General features: G+C 71.2%; 12 protein-coding genes. 11 read left to right on the top strand and 1 reads right to left on the bottom strand.

Translation table 11 applies throughout. From position 1 onward, the window contains the following. The 10 genes from ACQ143_RS11660 (at position 1) to dapF (ending at position 10,164) form a co-directional block, all read left to right on the top strand. Positions 1-2,646: a DNA translocase FtsK 4TM domain-containing protein gene (locus tag ACQ143_RS11660; protein WP_449570868.1), complete on the top strand. Its 2,646-nt coding sequence runs from the start codon at positions 1-3 to the stop codon at positions 2,644-2,646. An 18-nt stretch (positions 2,647-2,664) separates the two neighbouring features. After that, entirely contained in the window at positions 2,665-3,231 is a 567-nt protein-coding gene (gene pgsA / locus ACQ143_RS11655) for a CDP-diacylglycerol--glycerol-3-phosphate 3-phosphatidyltransferase (protein WP_449570867.1), read from the top strand. Next, the gene (locus tag ACQ143_RS11650) at positions 3,228-3,776 is read left to right on the top strand and encodes a CinA family protein (RefSeq protein ID WP_449570866.1); all 549 of its coding nucleotides are present in this window, start codon (positions 3,228-3,230) and stop codon (positions 3,774-3,776) included. Before pgsA ends, ACQ143_RS11650 begins: the two co-directional genes overlap by 4 nt. A gap of 147 nt (positions 3,777-3,923) precedes the next feature. Beyond that, entirely contained in the window at positions 3,924-4,244 is a 321-nt protein-coding gene (locus tag ACQ143_RS11645; protein ID WP_449570865.1) for a helix-turn-helix domain-containing protein, read from the top strand. Between the two features lie 8 nt (positions 4,245-4,252). Beyond that, positions 4,253-4,477 carry a DUF3046 domain-containing protein gene (locus tag ACQ143_RS11640; protein WP_449570864.1) on the top strand — a complete coding sequence of 75 codons (225 nt, stop codon included), beginning with the start codon at positions 4,253-4,255 and terminating at the stop codon, positions 4,475-4,477. 310 nt (positions 4,478-4,787) lie between these two features. Next, entirely contained in the window at positions 4,788-5,846 is a 1,059-nt protein-coding gene (gene recA / locus ACQ143_RS11635) for a recombinase RecA (protein ID WP_449570863.1), read from the top strand. Between the two features lie 34 nt (positions 5,847-5,880). Continuing rightward, positions 5,881-6,645 carry a regulatory protein RecX gene (locus ACQ143_RS11630; RefSeq protein WP_449570862.1) on the top strand — a complete coding sequence of 255 codons (765 nt, stop codon included), beginning with the start codon at positions 5,881-5,883 and terminating at the stop codon, positions 6,643-6,645. A gap of 51 nt (positions 6,646-6,696) precedes the next feature. Then, the gene (gene miaB, locus ACQ143_RS11625) at positions 6,697-8,250 is read left to right on the top strand and encodes a tRNA (N6-isopentenyl adenosine(37)-C2)-methylthiotransferase MiaB (protein ID WP_449570861.1); all 1,554 of its coding nucleotides are present in this window, start codon (positions 6,697-6,699) and stop codon (positions 8,248-8,250) included. Next, positions 8,247-9,164: a tRNA (adenosine(37)-N6)-dimethylallyltransferase MiaA gene (gene miaA / locus ACQ143_RS11620; RefSeq protein WP_449570860.1), complete on the top strand. Its 918-nt coding sequence runs from the start codon at positions 8,247-8,249 to the stop codon at positions 9,162-9,164. Before miaB ends, miaA begins: the two co-directional genes overlap by 4 nt. Positions 9,165-9,294: 130 nt before the next feature. Continuing rightward, positions 9,295-10,164 (top strand): diaminopimelate epimerase, encoded by an 870-nt coding sequence (gene dapF, locus ACQ143_RS11615; protein WP_449570859.1) that lies wholly within the window; start codon positions 9,295-9,297, stop codon positions 10,162-10,164. 31 nt (positions 10,165-10,195) lie between these two features. Here dapF and ACQ143_RS11610 read toward each other — a convergent pair whose 3' ends face one another. Next, positions 10,196-10,837, bottom strand: coding sequence for a class I SAM-dependent methyltransferase (locus ACQ143_RS11610; RefSeq protein ID WP_449570858.1), 642 nt, complete (start codon positions 10,835-10,837; stop codon positions 10,196-10,198). An 81-nt stretch (positions 10,838-10,918) separates the two neighbouring features. On the opposite strand from ACQ143_RS11610, the gene hflX reads away from it, so the two are divergent. Further along, positions 10,919-12,436, top strand: a complete 1,518-nt coding sequence (hflX, locus tag ACQ143_RS11605) for a GTPase HflX (RefSeq protein WP_449570857.1) — start codon at positions 10,919-10,921, stop codon at positions 12,434-12,436. The last annotated feature ends 140 nt before the right edge of the window (positions 12,437-12,576 follow it).

Genomic DNA, 12,576 nt, shown 5'->3' with positions numbered 1-12,576 from the left:
ATGGCACGTTCCACGAGCTCGCCCACGAACGCCCGCGCGTCCGCGAAGGGCTCGTCCTCGCGCGCCAAGAAGCCGGCGCCGGCACCCAAGCGCTACGTCGACGAACCCGACAAGCCGCCCGTCCTGGCCCGCGCCTGGATGGGCCTCGCGCACGCCACCGGCGGCGCCTTCCGCGCGTTCGGTCCGGAGACCCTCGAGAAGGACCAGCGGCGCGACGGGTTCCCGTTCGTGCTCGTGCTGCTGGCCGTGGTCGGCGCGATCGTGGAGTGGTTCCTGATCGGCACCGAGGTCGGCACCACCGTCAGCGCCTTCACCGTCGGTGCGCTCATCGGGCGCGAGGCGTTCGTCATGCCCGTGCTCCTGCTGATCCTCGCCGGCTGGCTGTTCCGCCACCCGGCGTCGGTGCACGACAACGGCCGCATCGGTATCGGTTTCGCGATGTTCATCCTCGCCGTCGCCGGCTTCTGCCATGTGTTCGGCGGCCGGCCGCAGCCCAAGGACGGTCTGCCCGCGCTGAGCCAGGCCGGCGGACTGTTCGGCTGGATGCTCGGCGAGCCGCTCACCTTCCTCACCCCCGTGGGAGCCGGGATCGTGCTGAGCCTGCTGACCGCGCTGAGCGTGCTGATCATCACCAAGACCCCGCCCAACCGCATCGGCCGCCGTCTCGGCGACCTCTACGCGTGGATGTTCGGCGCCGAACGGCCCGAACCGGCCGAACCGGGGACCGTCGCCTTCGCCGAGGCGGACAAGGACGCCGACGAGGGCGTGCCGTGGTGGCGCCGCACAAAGAGCGGGCGCGAGGAGGACCCGGACGGGCACCTCGGCTCGGACGACCTCACGGCGCTGCTGGACGCGTCCGGCGTGGGCGGATTCGACAACCCGGTCACCACGCCCCTCCCGGCTCCGGACGCCCCCACCGAGGTCATCGATCCGGCCGTGGTCGCCGGCGCGAAGAAGGCCGCCCGCGGCGCCGACACCGGCATCCGCGACGACGCGACCGAGGTCATCGACGACGCGATGCTGCCGGGCATGTCCGGGCTCGGCGGTGACGGCGAGGGCCGCCCGCCGTCGGCGGCGCCGTACCGCCTGCCGTCGGTGGCCGCGCTGGCGGAGGGCACACCGCCCAAGGCCCGGTCCGAGGCCAACGACAAGGTCGTCGCCGCGATCACCGGTGTGTTCGAGCAGTTCGGCGTCAACGCCCGCGTCACCGGCTTCTCGCGCGGCCCGACGGTCACCCAGTACGAGATCGAGCTCGGGCCCGGCGTCAAGGTCGAGCGCATCACCGCGCTGACCAACAACATCGCCTACGCCGTCGCGTCCAACGAGGTCCGCATCCTCGCCCCGATCCCGGGCAAGAGCGCCATCGGCGTCGAGATCCCCAACGCCGACCGCGAGATCGTGACCCTCGGCGACGTGCTGCGCTCGAGCACCGCGACCGCGTCCACCCACCCGATGACCATCGGCGTCGGCAAGGACGTCGGCGGCGGCTACGTCATCGCGAATCTCGCGAAGATGCCGCACCTGCTGGTGGCCGGCTCCACCGGCTCGGGCAAGTCGAGCTTCGTGAACTCGATGATCACGAGCCTGCTGATGCGCGCCAAGCCGTCCGATGTGCGCATGGTGCTGATCGATCCCAAGCGGGTCGAGCTGACCAGCTACGCGGGCGTGCCGCACCTGATCACCCCCATCATCACGAACCCGAAGAAGGCCGCCGAGGCGTTGCAGTGGGTCGTGAAGGAGATGGACATGCGGTACGACGACCTCGCGTCGTTCGGCTTCCGCCACATCGACGACTTCAACAAGGCGGTCCGCGCCGGGGAGATCACCCTTCCGGCCGGCAGCGAGCGCGTGCTCAAGCCCTACCCGTACCTGCTGGTGGTCGTCGACGAGCTGGCCGACCTCATGATGGTCGCCCCGCGCGACGTCGAGGACTCGATCGTGCGCATCACCCAGCTGGCCCGCGCCAGCGGCATCCACCTCGTCCTGGCCACCCAGCGCCCGTCGGTCGATGTGGTCACCGGCCTCATCAAGGCCAACGTGCCCTCGCGCCTCGCGTTCGCGGTGACCAGCGTCACCGACTCCCGCGTCATCCTCGACCAGCCCGGCGCCGACCGGCTGATCGGGCAGGGTGACGGACTGTTCCTGCCGATGGGCGCGTCCAAGTCCATCCGGGTGCAGGGCGCGTGGGTGAGCGAGCCCGAGATCGAGAAGGTCGTCGCGCACGTCAAGGGCCAGGCCGAGCCGGAGTACCGCCCCGACGTCGCCGCGGTCGTGGAGAAGAAGGAGATCGACGCCGACATCGGCGACGACCTCGAGCTGCTGCTGGCGGCCGCCGAGCAGATCATCTCGACCCAGTTCGGCTCCACCTCCATGCTGCAGCGCAAGCTGCGCGTCGGGTTCGCCAAGGCCGGGCGGCTCATGGACCTGCTCGAGTCCCGCGAGATCGTCGGCCCGTCCGAGGGGTCGAAGGCCCGCGACGTGCTGGTCACCCCCGACCAGCTGCCGGCCGTCCTGGCCCGGCTGCGCGGCGAGGAGCCGCCCGCCGCCGGGCCCGCCGACCCGGTGGAGGAGCAGTTCGCGGGCTACGAGGTCGTCGACGGCGACGATGGCGATGAAGACGCGTGGGGTCTCACCGGGCGCGAGTGACGCCGGTAGGCTCGTCCCGTGGCCATCCCGAGGCAGCTGCCCAACGCGATCACCATCGTGCGCATTCTGTGCGCTCCCGTCTTCGTCTGGCTCCTGCTGGCGGATGCCGGGACCGACGGCGCTCTGCGCTGGTGGGCCGCCGCGCTGTTCATCGTCGCCATCGCGACCGACGGCATCGACGGTCACCTCGCGCGTAAGCACGGCATCGTCACCGACCTCGGCAAACTGCTCGACCCGATCGCCGACAAGGTCCTGACGGGCGCCGCGTTCGTCTGCCTGTCGATCCTCGCCGAGCTGCCCTGGTGGATCACGATCGTCGTGCTCGTACGCGAGTTGGGCGTGACCGTCGACCGGCTCATCGTCGCCGCCGACCACGTCGTGGCCGCCGCCTGGATGGGCAAGCTCAAGACCGTCGCACAGGCGGTCGCCCTGTCGCTCGCACTGCTGCCGCTGTGGACGGTCGTGGGGGAGTGGATCCACATCGTCAACGCCGTGACGATGACCATCGCCGTCGTCCTCACCATCGCCAGCGGTGTCGACTACGTCGTCACGGCGATCCGCGCACGGCGGGGGGCGCGACGATGACCCGGCGACCGGCGCCGGCGCCCGACCTGCCCGACGACATCGAATCGACCCTCGTGTCGCCGGGGCGTCGCACCGACCCCGAGCGTCTGGTGGCCCGACTCAAAGAGCTCGGGTGGACGCTCGGGGTGGCCGAGTCGCTCACCGGGGGCATGGTCATCGCCTCTCTCATCGACGTCGCCGGCGCCTCGGCCGTGGTCCGCGGCGGGGTCGTGGCCTACGCGACAGAGCTGAAGCAGACGCTGCTGGGTGTCGACCAGGCGCTGCTCGAGGCCCACGGCCCGGTCCACCCCCGGGTGGCGCGGCAGATGGCTGACGGCGCGCGGCGCGCGCTCGGCCATGAGGGCGTCCCCACTGATGTGGGCGTGGCGACCACCGGCATCGCCGGCCCGGTCTCGCCCGACGGGCAGCCGGTGGGCACGGTGCACATCGCCGTGTCGACGCCGCTCGGCTCGCGCGCCGAGTCGCTGCTGCTGACCGGCGACCGCCATACGATCCGCACCGAAGCGACTGCGCGGGCGCTGCGCCTGATCATCGAGGCGCTCTGACGGTTCGGAATACCGCGGGTGTCGAACCTGTTACGTATGAGTGATTCCCATGTATTCCTCAGGGGTAAGGGGATATGGTGACCGAAAAGGTGAGGTACTGTTGTCCACCCGAGACACAGCAGAAGTAGGCAGAGGAGGGGGCCCGACATGATCCTGGTACGTCAAGAGATCGGCGATGTCCTGCGTGATCTTCGCTTGCAGAGGGGCCGCACCCTCCGTCAGGTCGCGGGGCGCGCGAGCGTCGCGCTGGGCTACCTGAGCGAAGTGGAGCGCGGTCAGAAGGAGGCGTCCAGCGAGATCCTCGCCGCCGTCGCCGAAGCGCTCGATGTCCCCATCTCGTCCATCATGCGTGAGGTCGGCGACCGCATCTCGGTTCTCGAGGGCCTGCAGACCATTCCCGACGTCGTGCCGGACGACCTGGCGTCGCTGGGCGACGACCTCGTCCAGCCCGAGCTGTCGCTGCGCTGACGCCGCCGATGCGGCTCAGCGAGTTCGAACGCGCCGTCGCGCGCGAGTTCGGCTCCGCAGGCGCGACCCTGGTCAACGACCTGGCGCTGCCGCACGTCGGCAACCGCACCGCGGCCGAGTGCCTGCGGGCGGGTGTCGACCCGCGGGAGGTCTGGTACGCGCTGTGCTTGGAGACCGATGTGCCGCCCGCACGTCGGCACGGCGTGGGCCTGCAGGACCCGCCGCGTAACTGACCCGCACGGGTGACCCGGCGGGGCGGGGCTGCCCGCACAGGGGATGCCGGCGTTCGGCGGGATGCCGGCGTTCGAACATCCGCTTTCGGCGTGTCATCGAAAATCCGTTCGAGACGTGGCATAGCCTCCTGCACAAGCGGAGTCATTCCGCCGCTGTCCACCGAAGATGCGCTTCCGCCCGACGATGTCGGAGGGTGCACATAGCGTGGACAGCGTCGGATGACACCACACGCCTTGTCGCAGCACGTGCTCCACCGGAGGGCGGCGCGACAGCCTACAGGCGACGGAATGCGAACCAGAAGGAGCACCCATGCCCTCTCCCGCTGAGCGCGAGAAAGCCCTCGAGTCGGCTCTCGCCCAGATCGACCGGCAGTTCGGAAAGGGCTCGGTCATGCGACTGGGCAGCGACGAACGCGCCCCGGTCGAGACGATCTCCACCGGATCGATCGCCCTTGACGCCGCGCTCGGCATCGGCGGGCTCCCGCGCGGTCGCATCATCGAGATCTACGGTCCGGAGTCGTCGGGTAAGACGACGCTGACCCTCCACGCGATCGCCAACGCGCAGCGCGCCGGCGGCATCGCCGCCTTCATCGACGCCGAGCACGCGCTCGACCCCGACTACGCGCAGAAGCTGGGCGTCGACATCGACCAGCTGCTGGTGTCGCAGCCCGACACCGGTGAGCAGGCGCTCGAGATCGCCGACATGCTGATCCGCTCCGGCGCGATCGACCTGGTCGTCATCGACTCCGTCGCCGCGCTCGTGCCCGAGGCGGAGATCAAGGGCGAGATGGGCGACTCGCACGTCGGTCTGCAGGCGCGCCTCATGTCGCAGGCGCTGCGCAAGCTGACCGGTGGCCTGAACCAGACCAAGACCACCGCCATCTTCATCAACCAGCTGCGCGAGAAGATCGGCGTGTTCTTCGGGTCGCCCGAGACCACCGCCGGTGGAAAGGCGCTGAAGTTCTACGCCTCCGTGCGCCTCGACATCCGGCGCATCGAGACCCTGAAGGACGGCACCGAAGCGGTCGGCAACCGCACCCGCGTCAAGGTCGTCAAGAACAAGATGGCGCCGCCGTTCAAGCAGGCCGAGTTCGACATCCTGTACGGCGTCGGCATCTCTCGCGAAGGCAGCCTCATCGACTACGGGGTGGAGCACGGCATCGTCAAGAAGTCGGGTGCCTGGTACACCTACGACGGCGAGCAGCTCGGGCAGGGCAAGGAGAACGCCCGCAACTTCCTGATCAAGAACACCGACATCGCCGCGGACATCGAGGCGAAGATCAAGCAGAAGCTCGGCATCGGCGTTCCGCGGGCGGTCGAGGCGCCGCCCGCCCCGGCGGCAGACCTGACCGCGCGCCGCCCGGCGTGAGGCGCCGGCAGCCGCCGCACAAGGTGACAGACGCATGAGCGACGACCAGGGCGAGCCCGGGGCCGACAACGGCCGCGGGCTCGCCCCCGTCATCCCGCTGTTCGGGGCGCGCGGCGCCGCCGGGCCGCAACCCGGTGGCGAAGAGGTCTCCGACCTACCCCGTGCTGCTGCCGCCGGCCGCGCCGTGCCCGCCGACGACGGTGCGGACGCCGCGGGCCACGGTGCCCCGGAGACCGACTGGCACACCAGCTGGCTCGGCGACGAGGCCGGCGACGACCCCGCGACGGCCGATGACGACGAGCGGGAGCGGATCGAGGCCGCCGAGGCGATGCTGCTGCGCAAGCTGCGGGGCCGCTCGCTCTCGATCCGCGAGGCGCGCACGCACCTGGCCGGGCACGAACTCGACGCCGCCGCCGTCGACGGGGTGATCGCGCGGTTCGAGCGCAACGGCTACCTCGACGATGCGAAGCTGGCCGATCAGCTCATCCACACCGCGATGCACCGCAAGGGGCAGGGGCGACGGGTCGTCGCCCAGGCACTTGCACAACGGGGCATTCCCCGCGAGGTCGTCGACGCCGCGCTGGCCGAGGCGCCGGACGACGACGCCGAGCGCGCCCTCGAGTTCGCCCGACACAAGGCCCGCACCATGACCGACCTCGACCGGGACGTCGCGCTGCGACGCCTGGCCGGGCAGCTGGCCCGACGCGGCTACGGCGCGCAGGCGCTCGACGCCGCCCGGCAGGCGCTCGATGAGGCCGGGGGCTCCCGCGGTCCCCGCACGGGCGTGCGCTTCACCTGACCCGTCTCCAGCGGCCGGACACCCGGATTGCGCTCGTACAATGGTCGGATCATGACTTCGCCTTCTTCCGCGCCGACGCTGATCGCACCGTCGCCGGCCGCCGTCGCCGCCGACGGTGCCGCCCGCACCTACGAGGTGCGGACCTTCGGCTGCCAGATGAACGTCCACGACTCCGAACGTCTGTCCGGTTCGCTGGAGAGCGCCGGCTACGTGCGCGCCCAGCCGGGTACCGACCCCGACGTCGTCGTCATCAACACCTGCGCCGTGCGCGACAACGCCGCCGGCAAGTTGTACGGCACGCTCGGCCACCTCAAGAGCCGCAAGGACAAGCACGCCGGCATGCAGATCGCCGTCGGCGGCTGCCTCGCTCAGATGGACAAGGACACGGTGCTCGAGAAGGCGCCGTGGGTCGACGTCGTGTTCGGCACCCACAACATGGGCTCGCTGCCCGGACTGCTCGAACGCGCCCGGCACAACGACGACGCCGAGCTGGAGATCCTCGAATCGCTCGAAGTGTTCCCGTCGACCCTGCCCACCAAGCGGGACTCCGTGTACAGCGGCTGGGTGTCGATCTCGGTCGGCTGCAACAACACCTGCACCTTCTGCATCGTGCCCAGCCTGCGCGGCAAGGAGAAGGACCGCCGCCCCGGCGACATCCTCAGCGAGATCAAGCTCCTCGTCGACGACGGCGCCATCGAAGTGACGCTGCTGGGCCAGAACGTCAACAGCTACGGCGTCGAGTTCGGTGACCGGCAGGCCTTCGGCAAGCTGCTGCGCGCCGCCGGCCAGATCGAGGGGCTCGAGCGCATCCGCTTCACCAGCCCCCACCCGGCCGCCTTCACCGACGACGTCATCGACGCGATGGCCGAGACCGAAGCGGTCATGCCGCAGCTGCACATGCCGCTGCAGTCCGGCTCCGACCGCATCCTCAAGGCGATGCGCCGCTCCTACCGCAGCGAGCGGTTCCTGGGCATCCTCGACCGCGTCCGTGCGAAGATGCCCGACGCCGCCATCTCCACCGACATCATCGTCGGCTTCCCCGGTGAGACCGAGGAGGACTTCGAAGACACGCTGCGCGTCGTCGAGCAGGCCCGCTTCGCGAGCGCCTTCACGTTCCAGTACTCGATCCGCGAGGGCACCCCCGCAGCGACCATGCCCGACCAGGTCCCCAAGGAGGTCGTGCAGGCCCGCTACGAGCGTCTCGTGGCCCTGCAGGAGCGCCTCAGCCTCGAAGAGAACCAGAAGCAGGTCGGCCGCGAGCTGCAAGTGCTCGTCTCCACCGGCGAGGGCAAGAAGGACGCCGCGACCCACCGCCTGACCGGTCGCGCCGAGGACAACCGCCTCGTGCACTTCGAGTTGCCGGCCGGCAGCGACACGCCCCGGCCCGGTGACATCGTCTCGGTCGTGGTGACCCACGCCGCGCCGTTCCACCTGCTCGCCGACAGCCCCGACGGTGCCCCGCTGCGCATCCGCCGCACCCGCGCCGGTGACGCCTGGGATCGCACGCAGGCCGAATCCTGCGGCGTTCCCGCGCCGGCATCCGGCGCGGGGCCGCGCGCGGTCTCGCTCGGCCTGCCGACGCTGCGCCTCACCGCCGCGCAGTGACCGCCCCGCGCCTGTGGGCGATCGTCGGCGCCACGGGCACCGGCAAGACCGGGCTGTCCCTGGACCTCGCTCAGGCCCTTGCCGCGCGCGGACGTGCGGCCGAGATCGTGAACGCCGACGCCATGCAGCTGTATCGCGGCATGGACATCGGCACCGCGAAGCTCCCCGCGTCGCAGCGCCGCGGCATCCCGCACCACCTGTTCGACATGCTCGAGGTGACTGAGGAGGCCGCGGTGGCCGCGTACCAGCCGGCCGCCCGCGACACCATCGGGCAGATCTTCGCGCGCGGCGCCGACGCGATCCTGGTCGGCGGGTCCGGCCTGTACGTGTCCAGCGTGCTGTTCGATTTCCGGTTCCCGCCGCACGACGACGCCCTGCGCGCGCAGCTGGAAGCCGACCTGGCCCGCGACGGGGCGGGCGTGCTCTTCGCGCGGCTGCGCGAGCTCGACCCGGCCACCGCGCAGCGCATCGACGCGCGCAACGGCCGGCGGGTCGTGCGTGCCCTCGAGGTCGTGCTGCAGGGCGAGGCCACCCACGGCGCCGTGCTGCCGGCGGCGCCCACACCGTGGCACGAGCCGCTGCGCATCATCGGCGTGCACCTCGACCGCGCGACCCTCGTGCAGCGGCTCGACGCGCGCGTCGAGGCGATGTGGCGCGACGGACTTCTCGACGAGGTCCGGCACCTGCGTGAGCACGGGCTCGAGGACGGCGTCACGGCGCGCAGGGCGATCGGATACGCGCAGGCTCTCGCTCAGCTGGCCGGCGAGATCACCGAGGCCGAGGCGATCGCGCAGACGCAGGCGCTCACCCGTCGCTACGCACGGCGGCAGGTGTCGTGGTTCAAACGCTACGCCGGCATCCGGTGGATAGATTCCCCCGTCGACGCGGCGGCGCTGGCAGACTCGACCGCATGACTGTCGAGATCGTCCGTTCGCTCTTCCCGATACCGAAGCCGTCGTTCGACTACGAGCCGTTCGACATCTGGGCGACCGGCAAGCGCCTCATCGCCGACTGACCGCCGGTCTCGCTCCTTAGAATGGGGGGATGCCGGAGACCATCGCATTCACCAAGGGCCATGGCACCGGCAACGACTTCGTCATCGTGCCCGACGCCGAGGGCGGCCTCGAGCTCGGGGACGATCAGGTCGCGGCGCTGTGCGACCGGCGATTCGGCATCGGGGGCGACGGGCTGCTGCGCGTGGTCCGGGCCGACCGCATCGCCGACGGTGCCGCGGCGGCCGCAGCCGGCGTCGAATGGTTCATGGACTACCGCAACGCCGACGGCTCGGCGGCCGAGATGTGCGGCAACGGCACCCGTGTGGTCGCCCGCTACCTCGTCGATGCCGGCTGGGCCACGCTGGACACGCCGCTGCGCATCGGCACCCGCGCCGGCGTGAAGACCCTCACCCGCAGCGACGACGGCTTCGAAGTCGACCTGGGCGTCTGGCGCGAGGAGCCGGACGAGGTGACGGTGCGGGCGCGCGGCCTCGACGTGCCGCGACCGGGTATGGGCATCGATGTCGGCAACCCGCACGTGGTGGTGGCGTTGTCCAGCGCGGCCGAGCTGGATGCGCTCGACCTGACGGTGCAGCCGATCCTCGCGCCCCTGCCGCCGGCGGGCGCCAACATCGAGTTCGTCGTACCGGCCGATCCCCTCGTGCGCGGGGGCGTCGGCCGGCTGCGGATGCGGGTGTTCGAGCGCGGGGTGGGCGAGACGCTGTCGTGCGGCACCGGTGTGGCCGCGGCCGCGCTCGCGGTGCGCAGCTGGGCCGGTGCCGCCGCACCCGACCGGTGGGTGGTCGACGTGCCCGGCGGCCGGCTGGGAGTCCGCGTCGACCCGGCGGCCGACGGCCCTCACGTGCTGCTGTCCGGCCCGGCGACCCTGGTGTTCTCGGGCACGGTGGCGCTCGCCTGACGGATGCCGGTGCCCTGCGGGCCGCCGGTGCTCAGGGGAGGGTGATCGGCGCGGTCGGCGGCGTGCCGTGCCGGCGCACGCGCAGCACGCGGAATCCCCGACCGGTCGCGGCGCGCGACACCGTGTATCCGTCGGTGAACGTGGCCGCCAGCCAGCGCTGCAGCGAATCCGACCCGAGGTTGCGCTGGACGACCAGCCAGGCGTCGCTGCGCTCGTCGAGCCGCGGGATCCACGTCTCGAGCAGGCGGTGCAGCTCGTTCTTGCCCACCCGGATGGGCGGGTTGGAGCGGATCGTGCGGAACACGATGTCGTCGGGAACATCCTCCGGGCGCACCGCGTTCACATTGTCGAGCCCCAGTTCCGCCGCGTTGCGGCGCACCAGGTCCAGAGCGCGCTCGTTGACGTCGACAGCCCATACCGTCGCGTGCGGCGCGTCCAGGGCCAGCGACAAGGCGATCGGCCCCCATCCGCACCCCACGTCGAGCAGATGCCCGCCCGGCGGCGGGCTCGGCGTGTTGGCCAGCAGCACGCCGGTGCCGCCGTCCACGTGGTCGGGACTGAACACGCCGCCGGCCGTCGACACCTCGACGTCCCGCCCGGCGAGATGGACCCGGATGCGACGGAGATTCTCGGCGCTGGACGGACTCGCGCTGAAATAGTGGTCGCTCGGCACGCAGTAGAGCGTAGCGGAGGAGCCCCCCGCCGCGGGAGGCTAGAGTGCACGGGTGGCCACGCGCCACCCCGGAAGGATGACATGACAGACACCACCACCCCGAACAGCCCCGACGAGACACCGGTCGACCCGGTGGACCGGGTGCTGGCCAACGCGCAGTCGCGTTCGGGGGTGCGCGTGTTCGGCGCTGCGCAGGCGCTGCAGGAGGAGTCGACCGTCGCGTACGGCGACACCGACGGCGAGCAGTGGGATCGCGAAGAGCGCGCCGCGCTGCGACGCGTGCCCGGGCTGTCGACCGAACTCGAAGACGTCACCGAAGTCGAGTACCGGCAGCTGCGCCTTGAGAACGTCGTCCTCATCGGCGTCTACCCGCAGGGCGCGCAGGAGGACGCCGAGAACTCGCTGCGTGAGCTCGCGGCCCTGGCCGAGACCGCGGGCGCCGTCGTGCTCGACGGCGTCCTGCAGCGGCGCCCCCACCCCGACCCGGCGACCTACATCGGCAGCGGCAAGGCCGGGGAGCTGCGCGACCTCGTCGCCGCGCTCGGCGCCGACACCGTCATCGCCGACACCGAGTTGGCACCCAGCCAGCGGCGTGCCCTCGAAGACGTCGTCAAAGTGAAGGTCATCGACCGCACCACCGTCATCCTCGACATCTTCAGCCAGCACGCCAAGAGCCGTGAGGGCAAGGCGCAGGTCGAACTGGCCCAGCTCGAATACCTGCTCCCGCGTCTGCGCGGGTGGGGTGAGTCGATGAGCCGCCAGGCCGGTGGCCAGGTGGGCGCGGCCGGTGCCGGCATGGGCTCACGCGGACCCGGTGAGACCAAGATCGAGCTCGACCGGCGTCGCATCCGCACGCGCATGGCGCAGCTGCGCCGCCAGATCCGCGACTTCGCCCCGGCCCGCGGTGCCAAGCGGGCCGAGCGCAAGCGGAACACCATTCCGTCGGTCGCCATCGCCGGCTACACCAACGCCGGCAAGTCCAGTCTGCTCAACCGGCTCACCAGCGCCGGTGTGCTCGTCGAGAACGCCCTGTTCGCGACCCTGGATGCCACGGTGCGGCGCGCCCAGACCGAAGACGGCCGCGTGTACACGCTGACCGACACGGTCGGGTTCGTCCGCAACCTGCCGCACCAGCTCGTGGAGGCCTTCCGCTCCACCCTCGAGGAGGTCGGTGAGGCCGACGTCATCGTGCATGTGGTCGACGGATCGCACCCCGACCCGGCGGCCCAGCTGGCGACGGTGCGGGACGTGATGGGCGACGTGGGCGCGCGGTCCACGGCCGAGATCGTCGTGTTCAACAAGGCCGACCTCGTCGACCCCGATACGCGCCTCGTGCTGCACGGGCTGGAGCCGGGTGCGCTGTTCGTGTCGTCGCGCACGGGCGAGGGCATCGAACAGCTGCGGGCCGCGATCGCCGACGCGCTGCCGCTGCCGGCGGTCGAGATCCACGCCCTCGTCCCGTATGACCGGGGTGACCTCATCAACGCCGTGCACGAGTCGGGTCTCATCGTCTCGACCCGCCACGAGCCCGGCGGCACCGCGGTGCACGCGCGTGTCTCCGAGCGCCTGGCGGCCGATCTCGCCCCGTACGCGGTCTGAGGGCGCCGTCGGCCTCAGACCCTATGAGTGTGGGGTTCTGATGTTGGTCTTGTAGGCCAGGGCCTCACGGTGCAGATTCGTGGATCATCCCCGAGGAGCGGCCTTGGGGTGCCGACATGCAGCGGAGGCCCTGGTGTTTA

The sequence above is a fragment of the Microbacterium pollutisoli genome, from assembly GCF_053586795.1.
Note: the sequence above shows the minus strand (reverse complement) of the source record. Positions and strands in the feature narration are given on the sequence as shown.